The organism is Streptomyces sp. NPDC090088, from assembly GCF_044747345.1.
Taxonomy (GTDB): domain Bacteria; phylum Actinomycetota; class Actinomycetes; order Streptomycetales; family Streptomycetaceae; genus Streptomyces.
Map to the genome: position 1 here is coordinate 188,602 of NZ_JBIVDZ010000008.1, position 26,541 is coordinate 215,142.

Consider the following 26,541-nt stretch of genomic DNA (forward strand, 5'->3'; position numbering starts at 1 on the left):
ACACCGATTTAACCCTGCAAACAACTTTGCAGGGTTAACGTGTTTCTTGACCAACCATTGACCTGTGCTTGGTGCACACGAGAGGCGTGAACTGCCGCGAGGGGGGCTCATGTTCCGAGGTACGACGGCCCGGACCGTGTTCTCGCTCCTGGCCGCCGCCCTGCTCGCCGTCCAGTTCTTCGCGCCCGCCGCAACCTTCGCAGCCGCGCATACCCTCAGTCATGTCGAGGCCAAGGCTCAGCCCGGACCGAAGTCCTCGGCGAAGACCGTACGGGACGGCTCGCACACCCTCCGCAACCACGGCCTCTGCGGGGAGCCCCCCAGCCCCCCGCCGACCGCGGACCGCCATCGCACCCCCACCGCCGGCTGGGCCGACGACCGTCAGCCCGCCGCCCGGCCCACCGAGGCCATACACGCCTCGACGCCCGGCCAGGCCAGGCACCACCGCACGACAAGAGCCTCCAGAGCCCACTCACCGGCCGCGCTCCAGGTCTTCCGCTGCTGACGGGCGGGTTCCGCCCCGGCTCTTCAACCCCCCACGCCCGTCGTGCAAGCCCGACGCGCCGCTGTGGCGCGCCAGGAGGAGTCCACAGACCATGCAGCCCCTCATCGACAACGCCCGTACGTTCGGACAGCGCCCTGAGGAGTTCGCCAGACTCGCCGAAGGCCAGTCCCCGCAGGTGCTCTTCATCACCTGCTCCGATTCCCGAGTCGTCCCGGCCCTGATCACCGGCGCCCGCCCGGGCGAGCTCTTCGAGCTGCGCACCGCGGGCAACATCGTCCCGCCGTACGCCTCGGAACACCCCACCAGCGAGGCGGCCACCATCGAGTACGCCGTGGAGGTGCTCGGCGTCCGCGACATCGTCGTCTGCGGACACTCGCACTGCGGCGCCGTCGGCGCGCTGGTGCGCGGCGACGACCTGACCGCCGTACCCGCCGTACGGGACTGGCTGGCCAGCGCCGAGCCGCGCCCGAGCGGGGCGGTGGAGGACCCGGCCGTGGCCGAGGGCGTGCAGAACCATGTGCTCGCCCAGCTGCTGCGGCTGCGCTCGTACCCCTTCATCGACAGGAAGCTCGCGGAGGGCGGACTGACCCTGCGCGGCTGGTACTACGAGGTCCACACCGGTGCCGTGCGCGAACACCGCGCCGCCACCGACTCCTTCGAGGCCCTGTGAGCGCCACGATGACCAAGTTCCCTTACATACGTCAGGACTTCGCCGCCTCTCTCGTCGTCTTCCTGGTCGCGCTCCCGCTGTGCGTGGGCGTGGCCGTAGCCTCCGGTGTCCCGGCCGAACTGGGCCTGGTCACCGGCATCGTGGGCGGTCTCGTCACCGGGCTGCTGCGCGGCAGCAGCCTTCAGGTGTCGGGACCGGCCGCCGGCCTGACCGTGCTCGTCTTCGAGGCGGTGCGGGAGTTCGGGCTGCCGGTGCTCGGGGTGATCGTGCTCGTCACCGGCCTCCTCCAGATCACCATGGGCGCCCTGAAGCTGGGGCGGTACTTCCGGGCCATCTCGGTCTCGGTCGTCGAGGGCATGCTGGCCGGAATCGGTCTGGTCCTGATCGCCGGCCAGCTGTATCCGGCGCTCGCCGCCAAGGCCCCCGAGTCCGGCCCCGGCAAGATCGCCGGACTGCCGGGGGCGTTCCTGGACGCCCTCGGGGACGGGAAGGCCCTGGCCTCCCTCGCCCTCGGCGCGGGCACCGTCGCGGTGCTGGTGCTGTGGAAGTACGTCCCCGCGCGGGTGCGTACGGTCCCCGGGCCGCTGGCCGCCGTCGGTCTCGCCACCCTGGCCGCGCTCTTCCTGGGCCTGCCGGTCGCCACCGTCGAGGTGCACGGGCTGCTGGGCTCCGTCCAGCCGCCGCCTCTGAGCGCCTTCGGCGAACTGGCGAGCCTCGGGGTGATCGGCACGATCGTCGCGTTCACGCTGATCGCCTCCGCCGAGTCGCTGTTCAGCGCGGCGGCCGTGGACCGGCTGCACAGCGGTCCCCGGACCAGGTACAACCAGGAGCTGATCGCCCAGGGCGCGGGCAACGCCCTGTGCGGAGTGCTCGGCGCGCTGCCGATGACCGCGGTGATCGTGCGCAGCGCGGCCAATGTGCAGGCCGGCGCCCGGACGAAGGCGTCCCGGGTGCTGCACGGTGTCTGGCTGCTGCTGTTCGCGGCCCTGCTGCCGGGAGTGCTGGGCTACATACCGATCCCGGCGCTCGCCGGAATCCTGGTCTACTCGGGCGCCAAGCTGATCCCGGTGCGCGCGCTGGCCGCGCTGTGGCGGGAGCACCGGGGTGAGGCGCTGATCCTGGTCGTCACGGCGGTGTCGATCGTCGCGGTGAGCATGTTCGAGGGGGTCCTCATCGGGCTCGCCCTGTCGATCGTCAAGACCGCCTGGGAGGCCTCGCACCTCAAGCTGGAGGTCGTCGACAAGGGCGCGGGCCCGATCGACGCCCATCTCTCGGGCAACGCGACCTTCCTGCGGCTGCCCAAGATCCTCGACAGTCTGGAGGCGCTGCCCCAGGACCGCCCGATCCGGGTGGACCTGTCGGGGCTGCACCACCTCGACCACGCCTGCCGGACCGCCCTGGAGAGCTGGGCCGAGCGGCACAGCGACGCCGGCACCGAGCCGGTGAAGGTCACGGCCGCAGCGGCCCCGGCCGCCGAAGCCACGACCACCGGGGTCGCGGCGACCTGAGACACGGCCGCCTGGACCGGCGGCCGCACCCGGGCCGGGATGCCGACGCCCCTCGGCATCCCGGCCCGGACCCGCTTCCGGGCGACCGTGGCCCCGAGCCTCCCACCGGGCATATCGTTGCAGCATCAGATAAATCGGACCTCTTTACCTGGGGGTCGTGATGGTTCAGGAGCTGCTGGTCGCGGTGGTGGCGGCGCTGAGCGCCGGCGCGCTGTACCTGGCCGCCGGGGCGCGGGTCGTCAAGCAGTACGAACAGGGTGTGCTGTTCCGGCTCGGCCGGGTCACCGGTGACGTCCGGAAGCCCGGCTTCAACCTGGTGATCCCGTTCGTGGACCGGCTCTACAAGGTCAACCTGCAGATCGTGACGTTGCCGGTGCCCGCCCAGGAGGGCATCACCCGCGACAACGTCACCGTGCGCGTGGACGCGGTCGTCTACTTCCGGGTGGTCGACGCGGTGAGCGCGCTGGTCAAGGTCGAGGACTACAAGTTCGCCGTCTCGCAGATGGCCCAGACCTCGCTGCGGTCCATCATCGGCAAGAGCGACCTGGACGATCTGCTCTCCAACCGCGAGAAGCTCAACCAGGGGCTGGAGCTGATGATCGACAGCCCGGCCGTGGGCTGGGGGGTGCAGGTGGACCGGGTCGAGATCAAGGACGTGTCGCTGCCGGACACGATGAAGCGCTCGATGGCCCGCCAGGCCGAGGCCGACCGGGAGCGCCGGGCCCGGATCATCAACGCCGACGCCGAGTTGCAGGCCTCGAAGAAACTGGCCGAGGCGGCCCAGCAGATGGCGGCCACCCCGTCGGCCCTGCAACTTCGCCTGCTGCAGACGATCGTGGCGGTGGCGGCCGAGAAGAACTCCACTCTGGTCCTGCCCTTCCCGGTGGAGCTGCTGCGCTTCCTGGAGCGCGCCCAGCAGCCGGCACCGAACGGCGGCACCCCGGCGGAGATCCGCGAGAGCGCGGTGAGGCAAGGCCCGCCGCCCGGGTGACCCGGCGCCGCGCCACCCCAGAAAATCAGACATTCCACCCTACGTTCATACGGTGATCCGACTAGCACGCCGTCTTACCGGTACGACCGCCGTCTGCGTCGCCCTAGGCGCCGCGCTCGCCGCCTGCGGCACCGCCCAGGCGCCGCACGCCGGACCTCCGGCCCCCGCGAAGCCCGCCCCCGCCGCCAAGCCGCCCACGCTCGCGGCGGGCCCGGGCGGTACGGCCGCCGTCTTCATGAACGGCCCGCGGACCCTGGGCAAGACCGTCGCCCTGACCTTCGACGCCGACATGACCGCCGACCAGGGCCCGCGCGCGGCAGCGGGCGAACACTTCGACAACCCCGCGCTGATCGCGACCCTGCGCCGCCTGAAGGTGCCGGCCACGGTCTTCATGACCGGCCGCTGGGCCGACCAGTACCCGGACCAGGCCCGCTCCCTCGGCCACGACCCGCAGTTCGAGGTCGCCAACCACTCCTACAGCCACTACGCCTTCACCGGCGACTGCTACGGCCTGCCGACCGTCTCCGCCGCGAACATGAAGTCGGACGTCGAGCGTGCCTACGCCGCCCTGCTCCGGGCCGGGGTACCGCACCCGATGCCGTACTTCCGCTTCCCCGGCGGCTGTTACGACAACCAGGCACTCCGCGCGGTCGGCGCCCTCGGGGTCACCGCGGTCCAGTGGGACGTGGTCAGCGGCGACGCCTTCGCCACGGACGCCGACGCCGTGACCCAGCAGGTCCTGGACGGTGTGAAGCCCGGCTCCGTGGTCGTCATGCACTGCACCCGCAGCGCCGCCCCCACCACCGAGCAGGTGGTCCGCACCGTCGTACCGGAACTGCGAAAGCGCGGCTTCCGCTTCGTGAAGGTGTCCGAGCTGATCGGGGAGACACCGGGTCACCGGTGACCGCCGCCACGACCGGCTAGCGGGGTGGGCGCACGCCGAGGCCGAGCTGACGCAGCATGCCGAGTTCGTCGCTGCTGCCCCAGCGTTCGACGAGCTTGCCGTCGCCGTCGAAGCGGCTGATCTGCATGCCTCGGTAGCTCACCTTCCTGCCGGTCGGGGGCTGCCCCATGAGCGGTCCCAGATGGGTCCCGCTGATCGTGTAGGCGAAGGCCAGTTCGTCATCCGTGGCCAGCAGGTGCTCGACCTCGACGTGCAGGTCGGGAAAGGCCGCACGCAACGCGCCGAACATGGCCTTGTACCCCTCGGGACCCCGCGCCTGCCCCGGGGCGGGATCGTGGTCGACCGAGTCGGGGGCGACGATTCCGTCGAGGGCCTCCAGGTCGCCGGAGACGACGGCCTCTCCGAAGGCGGTCTGCGCGGCGATGTTCGCTTGCTGGGCCATGAGCACTCCCGGGCGCGTCTCCGGCACCGGCCTGTCGTCGGCTGAGCAGTCCGCATCAACGCCGTGCACCGACCGTACCCCGGCCGCCGGCTCCCAGCACGTCAGGCGCCGGGACGCCGGGACAGCCGCGCGCGCCGTCCGCTCCGCGTCGGCGGACCTGGCCCGCCCCGCGTCGGTCAGGGTGACCTCGACCGTCCTGCGGTCCCCGGCCCGCCGGTCGCGTTCGATCAGCCCGGCGGCCTGCAGGCCCTTCAGGAGAAAGGTCATCCGGCTCCCCGACTCTCCCAGGACAGCGGTCAGCCGGGCCACGGGCACCGGCACGGGCCCGCCCCCGGCCTCGGCCTCGGCCTCGGCGAGGACAGCGAGCACCAGGTGGTCGTGGAGCGCCAGGCCGTGCCGCGCCCGCAACTCGCCGTGCAGGAGACCCAGGTTCCACAGGATGGACGGAGGCGGCGGCGCGGTGTCCGACGGTTCGCGGTCGATCATGTTCGTCACAACCAGGCTCCGTACGAGGCCGATGGCGGGCCGGGCGGACCTGATGCCCTCGGATCGGGACACGGTGTCGTCCGTACACTCCGCTGACAAAAGCCAATGAAATGCGCATTCCACTAATATGGATTCGCTGCCGCGGCGGCCGGAGGACGCGTCATGGCCAAGCAGATCACCTGCCGCAGGATCCACGAGCCGGCCCCTTCGGGGGTCGGCGAGGCCGGCGCACGGGTGCTGGTCGACCGGGACCGGCCGGAGAGCACCGACCGGCAAGGGGCTCCGTACGACGAGTGGCTGCGGGATGTCGCCCCGTCGGCCGAGCTGCAGCGCTGGTACCGCCAGGACCCGCTGCGATTCGGCGAGTTCCGCCGCCGCTACCTCGCCGAACTGGGCGACCCGGGGCACCGGCAGGCGGCCTCCCGGCTAAGAGAGCTGGCCGAACGCGGCGACCTCGTCCTGCTGACCGCCGCCCAGGACACGGACCGCAGCCATGCCGCGGTCCTCGCGGAATGGCTCGCCGCTCCCGGCCGCCGCGAGCCCGGACCGAGTGATTCCGGACCGAGTGATTCCGGACCGAGTGATTCCGGACCGAGTGATCCCGGACCGAGTGATCCCGGACCGAGTGATCCCGGTCCCCGACCGTCCCGGTACCGCGCGGCCGTGTCCGCCTCGGTCGCCGAACTCAACGCGGGGGCACTCGCGTTCGTGATGGGTACCGGCATCGTCTCCACGGCCCTGTACGTCAACGGCGCCGGCCGCGCCTCCCTCGCACTGCTCTGGGTGGCCCTGGCCGGTTTCGCGGTACTGGTGCCCGCCTACGGCTGGCGACTGCTGCGCATGCGGCGGCGGTTCGTCGCGGACCTTCTCGGGCCGCGCGCCTTCGCCTTCCTCACCCTCGCCATCTCCTCCAACGTGCTGGCCGCGCGCCTCGTCCCGGACGGCCACACCGCCGCGGCGGAGGGGTTCCTGGCGTTCGGCACGTTGGGGTGGTTGGTGCTGGACTACGGCGTTCCGCTCGCGCTCATCACCACCATGAGGCGGGGCCCGTCGCTCGACCAGGTGAACGGCACCTGGTTCCTGTGGGCGGTGGGATCGGAGTCGGTGGCGGTCGCGGCGGCATCGCTGGCCAGGGTGACGCCGGGACACGTGCTGCCCGTGCTGGCGGTGGTGTGCTGGGGCGTGGGTCTGATGCAGTACCTGCTGACCGCCGCGATCGTGCTGGCCCGGCTGCTGGCCCGGCCGGTGCGCCCGGAAGGCCTCATGACATCCGTCTGGATCTTCATGGGCGCGGCGGCGATCACCGTGCTCGCCGGCGTGCGGCTGGCCGCGCTGCCCCCGGGCAGCACACCGCTGTCCCGTGCGGTCGTCATCGGGCCGTCCGTCGTTCTGTGGTCGTTCTCCAGCTGGCTGATCCCGCTCCTGCTGCTCCTGGGGCTGTGGCGGCACGCGGTGCGCGGGGTTCCGCTGCGCTACGAGCTCGGCTGGTGGAACCTCGTCTTCCCGATCGGTATGTACGCGGTCGCCACGCACGAACTGGGACGCACGACGGGAACACCGTGGATGACGAGCCTGGGCCGCTGGGAGGTCTGGGTCGCCGCGGCGGTCTGGGCCGTCGTGTTCGCCGCCATGGTGGCCGCCTGGCTCCGGCGCCGCCCCACGGCCGCCCGGACCCCGGCGTAGCCACGCCCCGTGTTCACGCCGGGCGGCGTACCGGCACGGTCATCGACGGCCGGCGGCGTGCCGCAGGGAGTGCCAGGCGACCACCGCCCAGGCGGCGACCAGCAGCGCGTACAGGACGACGGCGCTCCAGACGAAAAGCTGCGAGCCGGTACGGGCGGCGAGCGCGCTGGTCGCGGTGACGCAGGCGCCTAGGGGAAAGATGAAGGACCACCACGTGGGTGCGAAGGGCAGCCCGCCGCGGATCTCCCGCACCGTCAGCGCCGTGGCCAGCACCAGCCACAGCGAAGCGAAGCCCCATATCCCGAGGCCGCCGAGGAGCGCCGCGACCGCGCTGCCGCGCGCGTACGGGGCGGGCAGCGCGCTCGGCGCCGCCGTGGCCAGCCCGCCCAGCGCCGTCACCGCCTGGTCCAGCGCTCCCACGCCGATCCACACCGTGGGCACCAGCACACCCGCGGGCGCGTCGTGATGCACGAGGCGGCTGTACACCATGGCCAGCACCAGCAGGACCGCGACCAGCCCGAGTCCCAGCATCGCCCAGCAGCCCAGCAGCATGGCCAGCCGCACCTGCCCGGCCCGCGCCCGCGGAACGAGCAGCGCGCCCGTCGCGGCGGAGACCAGCGGCGGCACCACCGGCAGCAGCCAGCCCCCGAAGGCCGCGTCCGGCGTGAAGCGGTGCCGCGTGACCATCAGGTACGGAACCGCGCAGGCGGTGGCGAGACCGAGCACCGTACCGGCGGACCACAGCACCCAGTCCACGTCCAGCGCCGCGCGCTCCCCGACCAGCCGCCGGCCGAGCAGCAGCGTCCCGGCCCCGACGGTGAGCAGCGCCACCGGCGGTGCCCCGAGGAACTGGGCCAGGACCGGATCACCGGCATGCGCCCGCAGCGTCCGCTGACGCAGGTAACCGGCGGCCAGCGCGATCAGCAGCAGCGCGGTCCCGGCCCAGACGACCGTGGCGGCCGTGCCGAGCCCGGGGAAGGTGCGCGGCAGGGTGGCGGCCGCGACGGCGACGATCCCGCTGCCCATGACGGCGGCGAACCAGCCGGGGCCGAGCCGCGCCCGCTCCCCGCCGTTCGCCGCCGGGCTGCCGTGGGCCGGTACGGGGCCTCTCGGAACCGGGCCGTTCCGGGACGGGACCGTTCGGCTGGTGCTGGGGTGGGGTGCCACGGCGTGGAGCGCCTCTCTCTTCTCTCGCGTCTTCTCGCGTATTTCCGCGTCTTTCCGCGTCTTCTCGTGCCGGGCGGGGCTCGGGCAACGCCGTCGGCCCGTCGGCGGTTCCGAAACTAGGAGGCGGCACGGCTCCCGCCACAGGCCTGCGCGGGCCAGGACACCCTCACTCCAGGACACCGAGAGAAGACGGGGGCCGCGGTAGCGAGTTTGATGGGCAAACCCACAGCACCTACCCTGAACGGATGCACCGGGCCGGGAGGCGCACGATGAAGCAGACGTCGTCAGGGAGTGAGCCGCTGCTGGTGACCGTGCTGGTCTTCCCCGGCGTACGCCTTCTCGACGTGACCGGCCCGATCGAGGTCTTCGCGTCGGCCAACGAGTTCGGCGGGCGTTACCGCGTGCGCACGGTCTCCCCGGACGGCGCCGGCGTGGTCACCGCGGCCGGCACCGCGCTGGGCGTCGACCTCGCCGCCGCGCAGGCCCGGGACGTCAGCGACGTGGTCGTCGTCCCCGGCGGTCCCGAGTGGCCCTCGCTGATCAAGGACGACGCCCTGCTGGACACCGTCCGGGCGCTCGACGCCCGCGCCCGGCACACCGCGTCCGTCTGCACCGGGGCCTTCCTGCTCGCCGCGGCCGGGCTGCTCGACGGGCGCGAGGCGACCACGCACTGGCGCTTCGCCGACCAGCTGGCCCTGCGCTACCCCCGGGTGACCGTGGCGGCCGACGCCCTGTTCGTGCGCGACGGCCACATCACGACCTCCGCGGGGGTCAGCTCGGGCATCGACCTGTCGCTCGCGCTGGTCGAGGAGCAGTCCGGCGCCGATGTCGCCCGGGCGGTGGCCAAGGACATGGTCGTGTTCATGCAGCGGCCGGGAGGCCAGTCACAGTTCAGCGTCCGCACCCACGTCCCGCGCGCCAGGCAGGAGATGCTGCGCCGGGTCCTGGACGCGGTCGCCGAGGACCCGGCCGCGCCGCACACCCTGACGGCCATGGCACGCCGGGCGGGGGTGAGCACCCGCCACATGACGCGCCTGTTCCACGACGAGATGACCACGACCCCCGCCCGCTACGTCGAGCAGGTCCGCGTGGAAGCCGCCCGGGCGCTGCTGGAAGGCGGTGACGACCCCATGGCCACGGTGGCCCGGCGCACCGGCTTCGGCTCACCGGAGTCGATGCGCCGGGCCTTCACCCGCAGCCTGGGCATCACACCGGGGGCCTACCGGGCCCGCTTCCGCAGCACCCGGGAGCCGGCGCTCAAGCCTTGGTGACATGGCGTCCCCGGCGCCGGGGACGCCATGTCACGCGCGGTGTCTACGCTGGAGACATGAGCGACGAGGGCTACTGCACGATCACCGATGCGCCGAAGCCGCCGAAGGCGGACGGGCCGCCGTATGCCATGGGGGTCCCCCCGCTCGAACGAAGTTGAGAGTGGGGGAGTGTGCTGTGCCGGGAGCCGACGGAGTACCCGGAGCCGTACAAGGGCATCACGATGTGTCCCAGGTGCGAGTGGCAGGAGGCGCAGCGGAGCGCCTGTTCAGGGTGAGCGGCGGCCGTTGAGGGCGCAGGCGATGGCGAAGGCCGCGGTGGTGAGCAGGGCCGCAGCGGCCGGCGGCAGCGGGGAGACCGGGATCCGGCCGGACTCCGAGCCGGTGACCAGGCCGCTGACCGCCGCGTGTGCCGGGGAGCCGGCGACCACCGTGGAGAGCAGCGCGGCCAGCAGCATCGCGGGCACCGCGCGGCCCGGCGAGCGCAGCAGCGGCCGGTTGGTGAGCGCGCCGACGGCGGTGCCGAGCAGCGCGCAGACAAGGGTCGCGAGCAGGCCGGCGGCCCCGGCCCGCAGGGGTGACACGGGGAGCCGGTGGTCGTTGGTGGCGTGCCGGCTGATCACCGTCACGAGCAGGGTGGCCGCCGTGCCGAGCAGCGCGGCGGCGAAGAGCGCGGTGAGCAGGGCGGCTAGATGGGCCCTGGCCGGGCCGCTCGCGGCGGTGACACAGGCGCGGGCGGCCGGCGGTTCGCCGGTGACGCAGATCCGTACCAGCCAGGCGGCCACCGGCAGCAGCGCGGCGGCCGTGTAGCCGAGCGAGTCCAGCACCGGCTGGCCGCTCTGCACGCCCACGCCGAGGAACACGGCGTACAGGATCACCGGCGGCAGCCAGCGCTGGGAGCGCAGGAGGAGTGCGGTCTGGTAGCGGAGGAGTGCGGTCATGGGCGGTCTTTCTCGTCCGGTGGGACGGCTGGGGCAGCTGGGGCGGTTGCGAGACCCACGGTGACCACGTGCCAGGGCGGGTCGGTCGTGAGGAGGGCACGCAGGACCACGTCCGAGTGGGACGCGGGAACCGTAAGACGGTAGGTGCCGGGGGTCGGTTCCTCGGCCGAGGACGCCGTGCGGGTCGCGTCGGCGGGGAGACGGCCGCCGGCCGGGCCCCGCACGGTCACCACGGTGTGCGGGCCGACGGGTGGGGTCACCGGTACGGCACCGGGTGCGAGGGTGCCGTCGACCACCCGGTAGATCGCGTCGGGCGCGCCCGCGAGCCGCCGCGGATCGTGATCCACGAACACGACGGCGCCCCCGGCGGCGGTGCGTTCGGCCACCGCCCGCTCCAGCTCCGCGCGCGCCTCGGCGTCCAGGCCGGTCCAGGCCTCGTCGAGGACGAGGAGCCGGGGGTCGGCGAGCAGGGCCTGGGCGACCGCGACCTTCTGGCTGGTGCCCTTGGAGAGCTGGGCCATGGGGGTGGCCGCGTAGGCGGCGGCGCCGAACCGCTCCAGCCAGTCCGCGGCGCGGGCGGTGGCCGTGCGGCGGGAGAGGCCGTGGACCGTGCCGAGGTGGGTGAGGTAGCCGGAGGGGGTGAAGGGGAGCGCCGAGGGGAAGCGCTCGGGGACGTAGGCGGTGCGGGGGCGGCCGGTGATCCGTCCCTCGGTGGGGCTGTCTATGCCGGCGACCAGGCGGAGCAGGGTGGACTTGCCGGTGCCGTTCGTTCCCTCGACGCGGGTGAGGGAGCCGGGGGTGATGGTGAGGTCGACGCCTCTTAACACCCAGGGGCCGCGTATGCCGTAGCGGCGGCCTACGCGGGCCAGTTCAAGATCACGGTGCATGGGGACATTGTCGTGCGGGACGGGGGTGCGTGGTGCCCAACGCGGCGGGGTGCGGGTACGTGGGTGGCTGGTCGCGCCCCCGCGGCGGAGCCGCAAAACGGGCACAGCCCCGCGCCCCTTAAGGTTGGTGCGGTGAGCGCACCCTTCCAGGTCTCGGCCAATAGTCGTGACGAAGCACCCCAGTTCGTCCTGCCCCTCGTCGTACGGATAGAGAAGTCGGCCCCTCCTGCCCGTACCGACGCCCTGGAGACGGCCGCGCGGGCTGTACTGACGCTGCTCAGTGATCCGCGCGCCCTCGGGGACGGGGAGTGGGCGCAGGCCGTTCGGGACTGGGAGGACGCGCGGATCCGGAAGGTGGTGCGGCGGGCGCGGGGGGCCGAGTGGCGGCGGGCCGAGGGGCTGCCCGGGATCACCCTCACGGGGAAGGCGGCCGAGGTACGGGTGTTTCCGCCGGTTCCCCTGGACGGGTGGCCGAAGGATCTGGCCAAGCTGCAGGTGTCGGGGACCGAGCTGGAGGACCCGGAGCCGCCCGTCGGCGCCGACCGGTCCGCGCCGGTGCTGTGGCTGAACCCCGAGTTGGAGATGTCCGCGGGGAAGGCGATGGCGCAGGCCGGGCACGGGGCCCAACTGGCGTGGTGGGCGCTGTCGGAGGAGGAGCGGGAGGCTTGGCGGGACGCCGGGTTCCCGCTCGCCGTACGGACCGCCGATCCGGCCGAGTGGCCTGAACTGACGGGCGGCGGGCTGCCGTTGGTGCGGGACGCCGGGTTCACCGAGATCGCACCGGGCAGCTGCACGGTGGTCGCGGACCATCCGGCGCTTCGCTGACCAGCACTTTTTTAACTTCCCTGGAAAACTTTACCGTTTGTTTGAGCACCCTCGCCGCCCCGGCCGTACGTCCTGGCACTGAACCAGCGACACGGGGAGGCACCCCTTGCGGCGTTTGAACGGAACGGCCCTCATTCTGGCGACCCTCGCCGGTACGGTCGGCGCGCTCGTGTACCCCGTGTGGTCGTACGCCGACCGCTCCGGCACCGGGCAGGCCAACGTGGCGGCGGGGACCGTGATGACCGAGTGGGGACCGTTGACGGCCTCCGACCGCGATCTGATCGTGCGGGTCCGGCTGGCCGGGCTGTGGGAGCTGCCGGCCGGGCAGCAGGCGATCCAGCGGGCGCCGAGCGCCGCGATCAAGGAGGCCGGCGACCATCTGATCGTCGGCCACACCGACCTGGACCGGCGGGTGCGGATCGTCGCGGCGCAACTGGGCGTCGAGCTGCCCAACGTGCCCAACGAGCAGCAGCAGGGCTGGCTCCAGGAGATGTCGGCGGCGACCGGCGAGGAGTACGAGTACAAGTTCGTGAACCTGCTGCGGGCCGCCCACGGCAAGATCTTCCCGGCGATCGGGACGGTACGGAACACCACCCGCAACAGCCTGGTGCGGCAGCTGGCCTCCGACACCAACCAGACCGTGCTCGACCACATCACGATCCTGGAGAAGACCGGCAAGGTCGACTTCGAGGCCATCGCCAACGAGATCGCCAACGGGACCACGGCCAGCCCGACCGGTCCGGCCGTGCCGGCGCCCGGGGTGGTGGCGCCCTCCGCGCCGGCCGCGCAGGCCAGCGGCAATGTGCGCACCACGTCCAAGCCGTCCCCCGCCGCGCCGGGCACGGTGAACACCGGGCGCCCCGACCCGGAGGCCTCCGAGGGCGGCGTGCTCAGCCGGTAGCCGAAGAGCTCCCCGGAGCGCGGTCCCGAACCTCAAATGTTGCTCTGAAGCGGCAGGCAACACGGTTCGTGGGCGCGCTCCGGGGCCATACCCCCCTCACTCGGGGCAGCACTCGGAGCGGCACTCGGGGCAGGAGGGGGAGGACCATGACCTTGCAGCGGCTGGGCACGGGCATCGGCTGGCGGCCGGAGATCGCGGACGCCGTGGAGCGGATGCCGGGCATCGACTGGGTCGAGGTCGTGGCCGAGAACACCTGCCCGGGCCATCTCCCCGAGTCGCTGCGGCGGCTGCGCGAGCGCGGGGTGACCGTCGTCCCGCACGGCGTCTCGCTCGGCCTCGGCGGCGCGGACCGTCCCGACGAGGAGCGGCTCGCCGCCCTCGCCGAGCGGGTGGCGGCGCTCGGCGCCCCGCTGGTCACCGAGCACATCGCGTTCGTCCGCGCGGGCGGCCCGCTCACCGCCTCCCCGGTGCTGGAGGCGGGCCACCTCCTCCCCGTCCCGCGCACCCGGGACGCCCTCGACGTCCTCTGCGCGAACATCCGGATCGCCCAGGCCGCGCTGCCGGTGCCGCTCGCCGTCGAGAACATCGCCGCGCTGATCGCCTGGCCGGGCGAGGAGATGACCGAGGGGCAGTTCCTGTACGACCTCGTCGACCGCACCGGGGTCCGGCTGCTGATCGACGTGGCGAACCTGCACACCAACCACGTCAACCGGGGCGAGGACCCGGCCAAGGCGCTCGCCGAACTGCCCGTCGAGGCCATCGCCTACGTCCATGTCGCGGGCGGCGTCGAGCGCGACGGCGTCTGGCACGACAGCCACGCCCACCCGGTGCCCCCGGCGGTCCTGGACATCCTCACCGACCTCGCGTCCCGGGTCGCGCCGCCCGGGGTCCTGCTGGAGCGGGACGATCTCTTCCCGGAACCGGCCGAGCTGGAGCGGGAGTTGGGGGCGATCCGGGCGGCGGTCGCAGCGGGTGGCGGAGGCGCCGACGGGCCGTGGGAACCCCCGGCACCACCGGCCGCCGCCGAGATCCCCGGGGTCGCCGAGATCGCCGACGCCACCCGGCAGCGGGTCGGGCTGGCCCAGGCCGCTGTGCTCTCCTCGCTGGTCGCCGGGACACCGGTACCGGAGGGGTTCGACCGGGTGCGGATGGGCGTGCAGGCGCGGGCGCTGGCGGCGAAGCGGGCGGATGTGGTGGCGAAGGTGGCGCCGGAGCTGCCGGAGATCCTGGGGGCGGCGTACCGGGGGGCGTTCCTGGCGTACGCCCAGGAGCGGCCGATGACCGGGGGTTATCGGCGGGACGCCCTGGACTTCGCGGCACAGCTGCTGCGGGAGGGGCGGACCGGGGGCGGCGGTACGCATCGGCGACTGCGGGCGTGGTGGCTGCAACGGTCCGGGTCGGCGCCCCGGCGAAGGGCCTTGCTGCGGAGGGCGTGACCGGCTGGGGAAGGCGGTTGGCGCGGCGCCCGCGGCTAAGGAGAAGCGGCTGGACAGCGTCCCTTCAGGGGCGCGGGGAACTGCGCGACCAGCCACACTCCACCCGCACACGACATCCGCCCCAAGCCCCCACACACCCACCTGGGTACTATGCCAAGCCCGCACGGCGAAGCCCCACCGTGCGGTGCTGGAGGCATCATGCGCGCGCGACCCCGACCCCCCGTCCAAGGGCGAGGCATACTCAGCGGGACCGGACTGATCATCGCCTGTCTGGCGGCGACCCTCGCCGCCCTGGTGTTCCCGATCTGGTCGTACGCCGACCGTTCGGACCCGACCGGCTCGGTGAACGTGCTCAGTGCGCAAACCGTGTCGACGGCGTACGGGCCGCTGTCCGCGCAGGACCGGGACTTCGTCGTCAAGGTCCGGCTGGCCGGGCTCTGGGAGCTGCCCGCCGGGGAGATGGCGGAGCAGAAGGGCACCACGGCGGCCGTACGGACGGCCGGGCAGCACCTCGTCGACGGGCACATCTCCCTGGACGCCCATGTCCGCAGCGTCGCGACCCAGCTGAACGTGCCGATCCCGAACCAGCCCAACGTCCAGCAGCAGCAGTGGCTCGCCACGCTGACCGCGGCGCAGGGGCAGGACTTCGACCGGGAGTTCGCGAACATCGTGCGGCTGGCCCACGGCCGGGTCTTCTCCGTCGTCGCGCAGGTCCGCGCCGCCACCCAGAACACGCTGGTCCGCGCTCTCGCCGACGACGCCAACACCACCGTCCTGGACCACATCAAGGTCCTGGAGGCCACGGGGTACGTCGACTTCTCCACGCTGGCGCAGCAGTTGGCGGTCACGCCCTCCCCCGCCGCCTCGCCGCCGGTCTTCGCGCCGAGCGACGCGATCCCGGTCGCACCGTCGGCGGCAACGGCGGCGACCCCGTCGCCGTCCGCGCCGTACGCGCTGCCGCCCGCCACCACCAGTCCGCCGCCGTCCTCCGACAGCCCCTGACCTGCGCGGCAAACGGAACGTCACAGACCGACAACACTCGGTCCGGAATGTGAACAGGGCATGGCGGTTCGCAAGCCCCTGGCATAGAAACGTGTCATGTTCTGGGTCCTTCTCCTGCTCCTGGCCTGGGCCGTCGCCGGCACCGCCTGCACCCGGCTGTGCCTGGCCGCCGTACGGACGGCGGCCTTCGACGCGGACGCGGGCCGAGGGCACGATCTGACGCTGTACGAGGCCGCGTTCCTGTCCGGCGGACCCGCGCGGGTCGCCGATCTGACGCTGGTGTCGATGGCCCGGGAGCGGCGGCTGCTGCTCGCCCACACCGGCTGGGCGACCGTCGTCGACCCGAAGGGGCGGGACGAGATGGAACGGTCGGTGATAGGGGCCATCGGGCCCGAGGGGCAGTCCCGGATAGCGCCGGTGCGGTCGGCGGCGGCCGACGCGGACGCCGTACGCAGTCTCGGCGAGGGGCTGGTGCGGGCCGGGCTCGCGGTGCCCGACGCGGCGGCGCGGACGACGGTCGCGTCCGGCGTACGGCAGGTGCGGGCCGCCGCCGTCGCCGTGTTCGCCCTGGGGGTGGCGGCACTGCTGCTGCCCGCCCCGACCGACATGCCGCGCGACCTGGTCGCCGTCTGGTTCGCGCTGCCGTTCACCCTGACGCTGAGCTGTCTGGGCATCGCCCGGGTCGAGGTGCACCCGTACTCGCGCTGGGCCTCCCCGGCCGGGCAGCGGCTCCTCGGCACCCTGCACCGGCGGGTGAACCGCACGGTCGACGACCACGCGCTGCTGACCTCCGTCGCCGTGCGCGGTATTCGCGCCGTCGGCGAACCGGAGCTGCGTGCGGCCTTCGCACACCGGGACCAGCCGCCGCGGGAGTGAGCGGGGGCGCATAGGGGGCATTGGCGCCGACACCGGCCCGATGGTGCTTGCCTTCACCGACAACCGGTCGAAATATCCCTTTTATTGCTGCCGTGCAGTCGCTGCGGTGCCGTTGCCGCCACGCCACCGCAGCCGTGCACCGAAAGGGATACGCCATGAGAGCCCCCGCCCTGTACTCGGCAGCCGGGTCCCTGATCCTGACCACCCTGGCCGCCGCTCCGGCCGGGAGCGCCACCGGCGCCCCGGCCGGAGCGGCGGCCGAACTGCGCGGTACCGCCGTGGCCGCCGCGCGGGCCCGCGCGGAAGGCATCGACTTCGGCAAGTGCGCCATCGGCCTGGAGCTGCCCGACGCCTTCCGGTGCGGCACGCTGAGCGTCCCGCTGGACTACGCGCACCCGGACGGCAAGCAGATCAGACTGACCGTCAGCCGGGTGCGGGCCACCCACAAGGACCCGCACAACAGCAAGCGCAAGGTGCCCCGGCAGGGCACCCTGGTCTACAACCCGGGCGGCCCCGGCGCCTCCGGCATGGCCTTCCCCATGGTCGGCGTGCTGCCCGAGTGGAAGCGCATCGCCGCCGCCTACGACCTGGTCGGCTACGCCCCGCGCGGGGTGGACCGTTCGGCGCCGCTGTCCTGTGTCGACCCCAAGCACTTCTTCAAGGCGCCCTCGCAGTCGCCGACGCACCCCTCCGAGTCGTACAAGAAGGCGCGGATCAAGGAGGCCAAGGCGTACGCGCAGGGCTGCCTGAAGCGGTCCGGGAGCAGGCTCCGCTTCTACAACTCCCTCAACAACGCCCGTGACCTGGACGTGCTGCGCGCCGCGCTCGGCGAGGACCGGCTGACCTTCATGGGCGCCTCGTACGGCACCTACTTCGGCGCGCTGTACGCGACCCTGTTCCCCTCGCACGTACGGCGGATGGTGCTGGACTCGGCGGTGAACCCGGACCCGGCGCAGATCTGGTACCGCGACAACCTGGAGCAGTCCGCCGCGTTCGAGAGCCGCTGGGCGGACTACCGGGAGTGGATCGCCCGGCACGACGACGTGTACGGGCTCGGCGACACGGCCGCGAAGGTGCAGGCGAGTTACGACAAGGCGAGCCGGCGGCTGGCGAAGAAGGCGGCCGGCGGCAAGGTCGGGCCGGGGCAGCTGCAGGGCGCGTTCCTGTCGGCCGGGTACTACGACGACTACTGGCCGAGCCGGGCGGAGGCGCTGTCGAAGTTCCTGAAGGGGGACTCCAAGCCGCTGGTCCGGCTGGCGGCGCCCGCGCCGGAGGCGGCCGCCGAGGCGGAGAACGGCAACGCGGTCTACACGGCCGTCGAGTGCAACGACGCTCCCTGGCCCACGAAGTGGCGGACCTGGGACCGGGACAACACCCGGCTCGCGCGGACGGCGCCCTTCGAGACCTGGGACAACGCGTTCATGAACCTGCCGTGCGCCTACTGGCCGGTGTCCCGGCAGAAGGCCCTGGACGTGCAGACGGGCCCCGGTGAGCTGCCCCCGACGCTGATCCTGCAGGCCGAGCGGGACGCGGCCACGCCGTACTCGGGCGCGCTGGAGATGAACCGGCGGCTGGCCGACTCGGTGCTGGTGACCGAGCGGGACGCGGGCACGCACGGCATCGGCGGCGGACCCAACAAGTGCGTCAACGGGTACCTGGACGCCTACCTGCTGGAGGGGCGGCTGCCGAACCGGCGCGCGGCCTGCGCGGGGCACCCGGAGCCGAAGCCGGCGGCGCCGGCCGACCGGCCCGGGCACAAGGAGCTGCGGGAGTCCCTGAAGGGCAAGGCCGACCAGCGCTGAGCGGCGGCTACGCGAGGCCCGCGACCAGCTCCGCGACATCCTTGCGGCGGCCCGTGAAGAACGGGACCTCCTCGCGGACGTGCATCCGGGCCTCGGAAGCACGCAGATGACGCATGAGGTCGACGATGCGGTACAGCTCGTCGGCCTCGAAGGCCAGCAGCCACTCGTAGTCGCCGAGCGAGAACGAGGCGACCGTGTTGGCGCGCACGTCGGGGTAGCCGCGGGCCATCTTGCCGTGGTCGGCGAGCATCCGGCGGCGGTCCTCGTCGGGCAGCAGGTACCAGTCGTACGAGCGCACGAACGGGTACACGCTGACGTAGTCGCGCGGGGTCTCGTCGGCGAGGAAGGCCGGGATGTGCGAGCGGTTGAACTCGGCGGGGCGGTGCAGCGCCATGTTCGACCAGACCGGCTTGAGGGCGCGGCCCAGCCGGGTGCGGCGGAAGAGGTTGTACGCCTCCTGGAGCTGGTCGCTGGTCTCGGCGTGCCACCAGATCATCAGATCGGCGTCGGCGCGCAGACCGGAGAGGTCGTAGGTGCCGCGGACGGTCACGTCCTTGGCGGCGAGCTGGTCGAACAGCTCCTGGACCTCGTCGGCGTAGCCCGTGCGGTCCTCGGGGAGCACGTCCTTCAGCTGGAAGACGGACCACAGCGTGTAGCGGATGACCTCGTTGAGGTCCTTGGCCAGCTTGCCCTTGTTCGGGATCCTGCCGGACTCGGTGGTGGGGGCGTCGTCACTCATGGTCCCTATTCTCCCGCTCCGCCGTGCAGACTCTGCACCGGGTCGGCCGTCAGCTCCCGAACCCCGGCGAGGTCCCCCGCCAGCTGGTCCACGGCCGCGTACGCGCTCGCGATGCAGGCGGGGATGCCCACCCCGTCGTACTGCGCCCCGCAGACCGCGAGGCCCGGGAGCTTGGCGACGTGCTCGCGGATCCGGGCCACGCGCGCGTGGTGGCCGACCGGGTACTGGGGCAGGCCGTCGGTCCAGCGGGTGACGCGGGTGGCGACCGGGGTGGCGTCGAGGCCGGTGGCGGCGCGCAGGTCCTGCCGGGAGAGGTCCACGAGTTCGGCGTCCTCGCGGCCGAGGATCGCGGTCTCGCGGTACCGGCCGACCGAGGTGCGCAGCACCAGGACGTCCGGGTCCTCGTCGGCGATCCAGCCCCACTTCTGGGAGGCGAAGGTCGACGCCTTGATGGTGCGGCCGTCGACGGGCGGCACCAGGAAGCCGCTGCCGGCCGGGAGACCGAGGCCGGTGCGGCGGTAGGCGAGGGTGATCAGCGCCATGGAGGCGTACTCGATCGCGGTCAGCTCGGCCGCGGCGGCGGGCGCCTCGGCATCGAGCAGGGCGGCGGCGACGGGCGCCGGAGCGGCCATCACCACGGCGTCGGCGGGCAGCACCCGGTCGCCGGCGACGATCCGCCAGCCCTCCGGCTCCCGGCGCAGGCCGGTCACCGGTGTCCCGGTCAGGATCTCGCCGCCGCGCGCCCTGACGGACTCCGCGACGGCGAGCGGCAGGGTGCCGACCCCGCCCTCGATGCCCATGAACACCGGCCCGGTCTGCTGCTGGGCGACCGCCCTGGCCTGGATCTCGCGGACGGCCTCGGTGAGCGAGTCGTGGGTGAGCGCGGCCTGGTAGAGCTGGGGGACCGCCGAGCGCATCGAGATGCGGTACGCGTCGCCCGCGTAGACCCCGCCGAGCAGGGGCTCCACCAGCCGGTCGACGACCTCCCGGCCCAGCCGGTCCGCCACGTACTCGCCCACCGCCACGTCGTCGCCGACCTCCGTGCGGGGCAGGTCGGCGTCGCGCTCGATCCGGGCGAGGCCCTCGTCGGAGAGCACACCGGAGAGCGCGGCGGCGGTGCCGGGGACGCCCATGACATGGCCCTTGGGCATGGGGCGCAGCGCGCCCCGGGTCCAGATCGAGGCGGTGGCGGTGGCCGGTGGCCGGAGCCGCTCGCCGAGGCCCACCTCGCGGGCGAGGGCGACCGCCTCGGGCCGGCGGGCCAGCATCGACTCGGCGCCCAGGTCGACCCGCACGCCCGCGATCTCGCCGGGCAGCAGCTTGCCGCCGACTCTCTCCGAGGCCTCCAGCACGGTCACGCGCGCGCCGCGCTCCAGCAGCCGGTGGGCCGCGGCCAGCCCGGCGATCCCGCCTCCGATGACGACGACCTGCCCCGTGCCCGTACCCGTTGCGCTCATGCCCCCCACTCTGTCAGACCCCTCCGGCACCGCCGCCCCGGCCCGGTGACCGGCGCGCGTCCGGACCGTGACCGCATCGGGACCGTCGCCGGCCAAACGTCCCGCCCCGCTCGGGCGTCGAAGAAGCGTCAGGCACCACGTCCCTCGGGGGGAACCATGCGACATCCCGTACGACCCGCCTTCGCCGGCCTCCTGCTCGCCGCCGCGCTCGTCCTCACCGGCTGCGGCGGCAGCGACAGCTCCGGTGGCGACACCGCCAGCGCCGGCAAGGCCGACGTGAACAGCGCGGCCCAGGACGCGGCGGGCTCCGCCGGCGTGAAGGAGAGCAGCGGCCGGGGCACCGACAAGGCCCCGACCCTCACGGTGAACCACATCATCCGCACCGCCTCCCTGACCGTGCAGGTCAAGGACGTGCCCAAGGCCCTCGACGAGGCCCGCACGACGGCCGAGAACGCCGGAGGTTATGTCGGCAACGAGTCCACCAGCCGCGACTCCCGGGGCCACGAGCGCACCCGGGTGGTCCTGCGCGTGCCCACCGACCGGTACGACGAGGTGCTCTCCGACCTCCAGGGCGCGGGCAAGCTGCTCGACCGCACCGCGAAGGCGCAGGACGTCACCGACCAGGTGGTGGACGTCGAGAGCCGGATCAAGTCGCAGCGGGCCAGCGTGGCCCGGGTCCGCGAACTGATGGAGCGGGCGAACAAACTCAGTGACGTGGTCACCCTGGAAGGGGAGTTGAGCACCCGGGAGTCCGACCTGGAGGCGCTGCTCGCCCAGCAGGCCTCCCTCAAGGACCGCACCAGCCTGGCCACCATCACCCTGTCCCTCACCCAGACACCGGTGAAGAAGGCGGCCGCGAAGGACGACTCCCCGGGGTTCGTGGACGCCCTGTCCGGCGGCTGGCACGTCTTCGTCACCATGCTGCGCTGGATCGCCCTGGCCCTGGGCGCGGCCCTGCCGTTCGCGGCGCTCGCGGCCCTGCTGGCGGCGCTGTGGTGGAAGCTGGTCCGCAGGCGCCGTACCCCCGCGCAGCCCGGCAGCGAGACCTGAGCGAGCCTTCACCAGCCCTGGGCGAGCCTCCACCAGCCCTGGGCGAGCCCGAAATGCCCGCGCCCCGTAGCGTGTTCGCATGAGCATGAACGGTGGGCGGGAACGGCTGGTCGTGATCGGCGGGGACGCCGCGGGCATGTCCGCGGCGTCCCAGGCGCGTCGGCTGCGGGGACCGGACGAGCTGGAGATCGTGGCCTTCGAGCGCGGCCACTTCAGCTCGTACTCGGCGTGCGGCATCCCGTACTGGGTCGGCGGTGACGTCGGGGAACGGGACCAGCTGATCGCCCGGTCGCCCGAGGAGCACCGGGCGCGCGACATCGACCTGCGGATGCGCACCGAGGTCACGGAGATCGACGTGGCCGGGAAGCGGGTACGCGCGCGTGACGTCGATTCCGGGGCCGAGTCCTGGACGTCCTACGACAAACTCGTCATCGGGACCGGTGCGCACCCGATCCGGCCCGACATGCCGGGCGCGGACGCGCCGGGCGTGCACGGCGTGCAGACCCTCGACGACGGCCAGGCCCTCCTGGACACGCTGGCGGGCACCCGTGGCCGCCGGGCCGTGGTGGTCGGCGCCGGATACATCGGCGTCGAGATGGCCGAGGCGATGATCAACCGGGGCTACGAGGTGACGGTCGTCAACCGCGGCCGCGAGCCCATGTCCACCCTCGACCCGGACATGGGCCGCCTGGTCCACAAGGCCATGGCGGGCCTCGGCATCACCATGGTCGACGACACCGAGGTCACCGAGGTGCGCACCGGCCCGGACGGCCGGGTGCGCGCGGTGGCCACGGCGGACGCCGAGTACCCGGCGGACGTGGTGGTCCTCGGCATCGGCGTCCGTCCCGAGACCGGCCTCGCCCGCGCGGCGGGCCTGCCCCTCGGCCGCCGCGGCGGCCTGCTGACCGACCTCGCGATGCGGGTGCGCGGCCATGAGGACATCTGGGCGGGCGGCGACTGCGTGGAGGTCCTGAACCTGGTCTCCGGCCAGGAGCAGTACGTCCCGCTCGGCACCCACGCCAACAAGCACGGCCAGGTCATCGGCACCAACGTGGGCGGCGGTTACGCCACCTTCCCGGGCGTCGTCGGCACGGCCGTGAGCAAGGTCTGCGACCTGGAGATCGCCCGCACCGGCCTGCGCGAGAAGGACGCCCTGCGCGTGGGCCTGCAGTTCGAGACCGTCACCATCGAGTCCACGAGCCGCGCCGGCTACTACCCCGGCGCGGACCTCATGACGGTCAAGATGCTCGCGGAACGCCGTACCGGCCGCCTCCTCGGCGTCCAGATCGTCGGCCGCGAGGGCGCCGCGAAGCGCGTCGACATCGCGGCGGTCGCCCTCACCGCCAACATGACGGTGGAACAGATGACAGCCCTGGACCTGGGCTACGCACCGCCGTTCTCACCGGTCTGGGACCCCGTACTGGTGGCGGCGAGAAAGGCGGCTACCAAAGTGCGCAACGGTCACTGAAGCGCCCCGTCAGGGGCGCGGGGCTGTGTCTGATATGCGGCTACCGCCGCGTGGGCGCGACCAGCCCCCACGCACCCGCACTCCGCAATGTGTCCTAAGCAGTCCCACTGATCCGCGGCAACGAAGTGACCCCCGCCCCACCCGGCGCAGCCGCGGCAACGGGCTGCTCCGTCCCGGGACGGGCATGCGCCGCCGCCGGCCGGGTCGACCGCAACCGGTTGCTGACCGCCTCGTCCAGCGTCACCGGCCGCTGCATCTGCGCGGCCAGCCGCCCCGCCTCCTGACCGAGCCGCGCCACGTCCTCCCAGGGAAGCCGCACGACCAGGGAGATCTCCGCCTCGCCGTCGGGCAGGGCCTGCATGGGAGGGAGTGCCTGAGGGGTAACCCGCTCGTTCATCGCCTGTTCCTCACGTCGCCTGAACCTCAGTCGGTCGCAGAGACATACGCACCCAACCGGACCGACGTTCACATGAACGCCACCCGCTTCGGCCGGTGATTCCCTGGGCACTACTTCCCTGTGGTCATCCCCGTCCATGACGTGAACCCGGTGCGACGCACGCCGTACGTGACGTACGCGCTGATCGCCGCGAACATCCTCGTGTTCCTCTTCACGCCCGGCATAGCCGGCTCCGTGGCGGGCGGCAGCGACCTGTCACAGCTGTGCCATCTGCAGGCCTTCCTGGACCACTACGCGGCGGTCCCCAAGGAGCTGATCCACCATCAGCTGCCCCAGGTGGTCCCCACGGGCCAGGTGGGCATCGGCCGCGGCGGCCCCGGCTGCGTGGTCGGCCCGCCGGCCTACGACAAGTCGCCGCCGCTGTCCGTCTTCACGGCGATGTTCCTGCACGGCAGCTGGCTGCACCTGCTGGGCAACATGCTGTTCCTGCTGATCTTCGGCAACAACGTCGAGGACCGGATGGGCCACGTCCGGTTCTTCCTCTTCTACGTCGTCTGCGGTTACGCGGCCGGCTACGGCTTCGCGCTCGTCAACGACACCTCGGGCGACCCGCTGATCGGCGCGTCCGGCGCGATCGCCGGCGTCCTGGGCGCCTATCTCGTCCTCTACCCGAGGGCCAGGGTCTGGGTGCTGGTCCCGTTCCTGATCTTCCTGCCGCTGCGGCTGCCTGCCTGGCTGGTGCTGGGGTTCTGGTTCGTGCTGCAGGCGGTGTACTCGTCGGGCGAGGGCGTCTCCGACGCCGGCACCGTGGCGTACGCGGCGCATGTCGTCGGCTTCCTCGCGGGCATGCTGCTCGCCTGGCCGCTCAAGGCCGGCACGCCCCCGCCGCCGGAACCGCGCGGCCTGCTGTTCGGCAGGCGGGCCCGGCCCCGGCACAGTTGGTGAGGACTGCTCGCAGGTTGCTCGGAGAACTGCTCAGCGGGCGGACTCCGTGTGGACGAACTCGACCAGCCGGGTCAGCGTGTCCGGGTCGGTGGACGGCATGACGCCGTGCCCGAGGTTGAAGACGTGGCCCTCAAGGCCCGCGGCCGCGTCGAGCACCTCGCGCGCCTTGGTCTCCACCACGTCCTTGCCGGCGAACAGGACCGTCGGGTCGAGGTTGCCCTGCAGCGCCTTGCCGGGGCCGATCCGGCGGACGGCCTCGTCGAGCGGGACGCGCCAGTCGACGCCGACGACGTCCGCGCCGGCCTCGCCCATGAGCTGGAGGAGTTCGCCGGTGCCGACACCGAAGTGGATGCGCGGGACGCCGTACCCGGAGACCGCGTCGAAGACCTTCGCGGAGGCGGGCAGCACCGAGCGGCGGTAGTCGGCCGGGGCCAGCGCGCCGGCCCAGGAGTCGAAGAGCTGGACGGCGGAGGCGCCGGCCTCGATCTGCACCTTGAGGAAGGCGGCCGTGATGTCGGCGAGACGGTCGAGGAGGTCGGCCCACAGCTCGGGGTCGCCGTACATCATCGACTTGGCGTTCTCGTACGTGCGCGAGGGGCCGCCCTCGACGAGGTAGCTCGCGAGGGTGAACGGGGCGCCGGCGAAGCCGATCAGCGGGGTCGGGCCGAGCTCGGCGGTGAGCAGGCCGATCGCCTCGGTGACGTAGGAGACGTCCTCGGGGGTGAGGTCACGGAGCTGGGCCAGGTCGGCGCGGGTGCGGATCGGGTGCGCGACGACCGGGCCGACGCCGGGCTTGATGTCGAGGTCGACGCCGATGGCCTTGAGCGGGACGACGATGTCGCTGTAGTAGATCGCCGCGTCCACGTTGTGCCGGCGGACCGGCTGGAGTGTGATCTCGGTGACCAGCTCGGGCCGCGTGCAGGACTCCAGCATCGGGATGCCCTCGCGCACCTTGAGGTACTCCGGCAGCGAGCGCCCGGCCTGCCGCATGAACCACACGGGGGTGTGCGGCACGGGTTCACGCCTGCACGCCTTGAGGAAAGCGCTGTCGTACGTCGCTGTCGGCTGCTGGCCCGCGGGGCTTCCGTTCGCACTCACGACGGCAAGTCTCGCACGCCCCCGGAGCACGCGTGGCCGCGCCCTGTGTGCCGCCCCAGGTGCGGCCTTAGGTGGTGTCTCTCCCTGCGCGAAGGCGTCGTTCCCCTTACTCTTCCCCGCATGGCTGCGGCTCAGGGACGACTGTCGGACGGCGCTGGCGGGACGGGCGAAGGGAAGGAGAACGGGGACGAGGAGGGGCATACGGGGAGTACGGCGCCGCCGGCCTTCCGCGCGGCGGTGGACGCACTGCGCGGGGCGCGGCTGCGGCCGCAGGTCGAGGTGGAGCCGACGCCCGCACCGCAGCGGCTCGCCCCGTTCGCGTACGCCGTGGAGGCCGCGGTGGTCGACGGCGACCAGGATCTCGCCGACGGGCGTCTGGTGCTGCTGCACGACCCGGCCGGGCACGACGCCTGGCGCGGCACGTTCCGGCTGGTGACGCTGGTCCGTGCGGAGCTGGAGCCGGAGATGGCGGCCGACCCGCTGCTGCCGGAGGTCTGCTGGTCGTGGCTGACCGGGGCGTTCCAGGCGCGCGGTCTGTCGTACGGGGAGCCGAGCGGGACCGTCACGCGCGCGAGTTCGCACTACTTCGGCGGGCTGTCCGAGCGCCCCGCCGCCTCGCAGATCGAGATCCGGGCCTCCTGGACGCCCCGGGAGGGGCGCACCGGCGTCCCGGACACGGCGGCACACCTCGCCTCCTGGTGCGACCTGCTGGCACAGGTCGCGGGCCTGCCGCCGGCCGCCCCCGGCGACGCCTCGGTGGTCACGCTGCCCCAGCGCCGCGACCCGCAGGCTCGCTGACCCCGCACCACCATGTCATCGGGACCCGTCCACCCGGGTCCCGTCGACTCACCCTTCATTGACCATCTCTTTGTCGATACGGCCACTTTCTGTCCCGTACGGCAACGGCCCGAACCGATTCGATCTTCGGATGATCGATCGCGTGTCCGAATTGCACGTATTGTTACTCACCAGATCGTGATCATTCTCTAAAGGAGGACGGGTTTGGTGCCGAAGACGACTGTGACCTTGAAAGCACGGTTCGTCCCGGCTTCATCCCCACAAGCCGGCCCCCGTCCCCCACCCCAGGAGGCCT

Annotated in this window: 25 protein-coding genes and 1 pseudogene; 18 read left to right on the plus strand and 8 right to left on the minus strand. The window is 72.8% G+C overall.

Annotated elements, in window-relative coordinates; translation table 11 throughout:
* The first annotated feature begins 109 nt into the window (after positions 1 to 109).
* The 5 genes from ACIPSJ_RS34925 (at position 110) to ACIPSJ_RS34945 (ending at position 4,578) form a co-directional block, all read left to right on the plus strand.
* Complete coding sequence (locus ACIPSJ_RS34925) at positions 110 to 505, plus strand: hypothetical protein (protein ID WP_401351792.1); 396 nt, start codon at positions 110 to 112, stop codon at positions 503 to 505.
* 91 nt (positions 506 to 596) lie between these two features.
* A complete protein-coding gene (locus ACIPSJ_RS34930) occupies positions 597 to 1,175 on the plus strand; it encodes a carbonic anhydrase (RefSeq protein WP_359217043.1) in 579 nt (192 codons plus the stop codon).
* A gap of 8 nt (positions 1,176 to 1,183) precedes the next feature.
* On the plus strand, positions 1,184 to 2,683 hold the full coding sequence (locus ACIPSJ_RS34935) for a SulP family inorganic anion transporter (protein WP_359217046.1): 1,500 nt from the start codon (positions 1,184 to 1,186) through the stop codon (positions 2,681 to 2,683).
* Between the two features lie 160 nt (positions 2,684 to 2,843).
* Positions 2,844 to 3,674 (plus strand): slipin family protein, encoded by an 831-nt coding sequence (locus tag ACIPSJ_RS34940; RefSeq protein ID WP_401352509.1) that lies wholly within the window; start codon positions 2,844 to 2,846, stop codon positions 3,672 to 3,674.
* A 52-nt stretch (positions 3,675 to 3,726) separates the two neighbouring features.
* Complete coding sequence (locus ACIPSJ_RS34945; protein WP_359217049.1) at positions 3,727 to 4,578, plus strand: polysaccharide deacetylase family protein; 852 nt, start codon at positions 3,727 to 3,729, stop codon at positions 4,576 to 4,578.
* Between the two features lie 16 nt (positions 4,579 to 4,594).
* Here ACIPSJ_RS34945 and ACIPSJ_RS34950 read toward each other — a convergent pair whose 3' ends face one another.
* Entirely contained in the window at positions 4,595 to 5,578 is a 984-nt protein-coding gene (locus ACIPSJ_RS34950; RefSeq protein WP_401351796.1) for an ester cyclase, read from the minus strand.
* Positions 5,579 to 5,668: 90 nt separating this feature from the next.
* Here ACIPSJ_RS34950 and ACIPSJ_RS34955 point away from each other — a divergent pair, with 90 nt between their 5' ends.
* On the plus strand, positions 5,669 to 7,189 hold the full coding sequence (locus ACIPSJ_RS34955) for a DUF488 family protein (protein ID WP_401351798.1): 1,521 nt from the start codon (positions 5,669 to 5,671) through the stop codon (positions 7,187 to 7,189).
* A gap of 39 nt (positions 7,190 to 7,228) precedes the next feature.
* Here the strand turns inward: ACIPSJ_RS34955 and ACIPSJ_RS34960 are convergent, their stop codons facing one another.
* Positions 7,229 to 8,356 (minus strand): TDT family transporter, encoded by a 1,128-nt coding sequence (locus ACIPSJ_RS34960; RefSeq protein WP_401351800.1) that lies wholly within the window; start codon positions 8,354 to 8,356, stop codon positions 7,229 to 7,231.
* 269 nt (positions 8,357 to 8,625) lie between these two features.
* Here ACIPSJ_RS34960 and ACIPSJ_RS34965 point away from each other — a divergent pair, with 269 nt between their 5' ends.
* Both ACIPSJ_RS34965 and ACIPSJ_RS34970 read left to right on the plus strand, forming a co-directional pair.
* A complete protein-coding gene (locus ACIPSJ_RS34965) occupies positions 8,626 to 9,627 on the plus strand; it encodes a GlxA family transcriptional regulator (protein WP_401351802.1) in 1,002 nt (333 codons plus the stop codon).
* 56 nt (positions 9,628 to 9,683) lie between these two features.
* Positions 9,684 to 9,902, plus strand: a pseudogene (locus ACIPSJ_RS34970) (hypothetical protein).
* Here the strand turns inward: ACIPSJ_RS34970 and ACIPSJ_RS34975 are convergent.
* On the minus strand, positions 9,894 to 10,565 hold the full coding sequence (locus ACIPSJ_RS34975) for an ABC transporter (RefSeq protein WP_359217067.1): 672 nt from the start codon (positions 10,563 to 10,565) through the stop codon (positions 9,894 to 9,896). The pseudogene ACIPSJ_RS34970 and the gene ACIPSJ_RS34975 overlap by 9 nt on opposite strands.
* Positions 10,562 to 11,452 (minus strand): ATP-binding cassette domain-containing protein, encoded by an 891-nt coding sequence (locus tag ACIPSJ_RS34980; protein ID WP_401351806.1) that lies wholly within the window; start codon positions 11,450 to 11,452, stop codon positions 10,562 to 10,564. The genes ACIPSJ_RS34975 and ACIPSJ_RS34980 overlap by 4 nt, the downstream gene beginning before the upstream one ends.
* 132 nt (positions 11,453 to 11,584) lie before the next feature.
* On the opposite strand from ACIPSJ_RS34980, the gene ACIPSJ_RS34985 reads away from it, so the two are divergent.
* The 6 genes from ACIPSJ_RS34985 to ACIPSJ_RS35010 all read left to right on the plus strand — a co-directional run bounded on the left by ACIPSJ_RS34985 (position 11,585) and on the right by ACIPSJ_RS35010 (position 18,294).
* Entirely contained in the window at positions 11,585 to 12,277 is a 693-nt protein-coding gene (locus ACIPSJ_RS34985) for a peptidyl-tRNA hydrolase (RefSeq protein ID WP_401351808.1), read from the plus strand.
* A 106-nt stretch (positions 12,278 to 12,383) separates the two neighbouring features.
* Complete coding sequence (locus ACIPSJ_RS34990) at positions 12,384 to 13,178, plus strand: DUF4142 domain-containing protein (protein ID WP_359217076.1); 795 nt, start codon at positions 12,384 to 12,386, stop codon at positions 13,176 to 13,178.
* Positions 13,179 to 13,324: 146 nt separating this feature from the next.
* Positions 13,325 to 14,614, plus strand: coding sequence for a DUF692 domain-containing protein (locus ACIPSJ_RS34995; protein ID WP_401351810.1), 1,290 nt, complete (start codon positions 13,325 to 13,327; stop codon positions 14,612 to 14,614).
* A gap of 198 nt (positions 14,615 to 14,812) precedes the next feature.
* Entirely contained in the window at positions 14,813 to 15,616 is an 804-nt protein-coding gene (locus ACIPSJ_RS35000) for a DUF4142 domain-containing protein (RefSeq protein WP_359217082.1), read from the plus strand.
* Between the two features lie 96 nt (positions 15,617 to 15,712).
* Positions 15,713 to 16,492, plus strand: a complete 780-nt coding sequence (locus ACIPSJ_RS35005; RefSeq protein WP_401351813.1) for a TIGR04222 domain-containing membrane protein — start codon at positions 15,713 to 15,715, stop codon at positions 16,490 to 16,492.
* A 155-nt stretch (positions 16,493 to 16,647) separates the two neighbouring features.
* Positions 16,648 to 18,294, plus strand: coding sequence for an alpha/beta hydrolase (locus tag ACIPSJ_RS35010; protein WP_359217088.1), 1,647 nt, complete (start codon positions 16,648 to 16,650; stop codon positions 18,292 to 18,294).
* Between the two features lie 7 nt (positions 18,295 to 18,301).
* Here the strand turns inward: ACIPSJ_RS35010 and hemQ are convergent, their stop codons facing one another.
* Positions 18,302 to 19,033, minus strand: a complete 732-nt coding sequence (hemQ, locus tag ACIPSJ_RS35015) for a hydrogen peroxide-dependent heme synthase (RefSeq protein WP_355727558.1) — start codon at positions 19,031 to 19,033, stop codon at positions 18,302 to 18,304.
* Positions 19,034 to 19,038: 5 nt separating this feature from the next.
* On the minus strand, positions 19,039 to 20,490 hold the full coding sequence (hemG, locus tag ACIPSJ_RS35020) for a protoporphyrinogen oxidase (RefSeq protein WP_359217094.1): 1,452 nt from the start codon (positions 20,488 to 20,490) through the stop codon (positions 19,039 to 19,041).
* Between the two features lie 156 nt (positions 20,491 to 20,646).
* Between hemG and ACIPSJ_RS35025 the strand changes: the two genes are divergently transcribed.
* Positions 20,647 to 21,540, plus strand: coding sequence for a DUF4349 domain-containing protein (locus ACIPSJ_RS35025; RefSeq protein WP_401351817.1), 894 nt, complete (start codon positions 20,647 to 20,649; stop codon positions 21,538 to 21,540).
* 79 nt (positions 21,541 to 21,619) lie between these two features.
* The gene (locus ACIPSJ_RS35030; RefSeq protein WP_401351820.1) at positions 21,620 to 23,008 is read left to right on the plus strand and encodes an FAD-dependent oxidoreductase; all 1,389 of its coding nucleotides are present in this window, start codon (positions 21,620 to 21,622) and stop codon (positions 23,006 to 23,008) included.
* 94 nt (positions 23,009 to 23,102) lie between these two features.
* Here the strand turns inward: ACIPSJ_RS35030 and ACIPSJ_RS35035 are convergent, their stop codons facing one another.
* Positions 23,103 to 23,405, minus strand: a complete 303-nt coding sequence (locus tag ACIPSJ_RS35035) for a hypothetical protein (RefSeq protein WP_355727551.1) — start codon at positions 23,403 to 23,405, stop codon at positions 23,103 to 23,105.
* Positions 23,406 to 23,525: 120 nt separating this feature from the next.
* Between ACIPSJ_RS35035 and ACIPSJ_RS35040 the strand changes: the two genes are divergently transcribed.
* On the plus strand, positions 23,526 to 24,350 hold the full coding sequence (locus ACIPSJ_RS35040; protein WP_359217104.1) for a rhomboid family intramembrane serine protease: 825 nt from the start codon (positions 23,526 to 23,528) through the stop codon (positions 24,348 to 24,350).
* A gap of 30 nt (positions 24,351 to 24,380) precedes the next feature.
* Here the strand turns inward: ACIPSJ_RS35040 and hemE are convergent, their stop codons facing one another.
* On the minus strand, positions 24,381 to 25,448 hold the full coding sequence (gene hemE / locus ACIPSJ_RS35045) for a uroporphyrinogen decarboxylase (RefSeq protein WP_401351823.1): 1,068 nt from the start codon (positions 25,446 to 25,448) through the stop codon (positions 24,381 to 24,383).
* Positions 25,449 to 25,568: 120 nt separating this feature from the next.
* Between hemE and ACIPSJ_RS35050 the strand changes: the two genes are divergently transcribed.
* Positions 25,569 to 26,246: a DUF3000 domain-containing protein gene (locus tag ACIPSJ_RS35050; protein WP_355727547.1), complete on the plus strand. Its 678-nt coding sequence runs from the start codon at positions 25,569 to 25,571 to the stop codon at positions 26,244 to 26,246.
* Positions 26,247 to 26,541 lie beyond the last annotated feature (295 nt).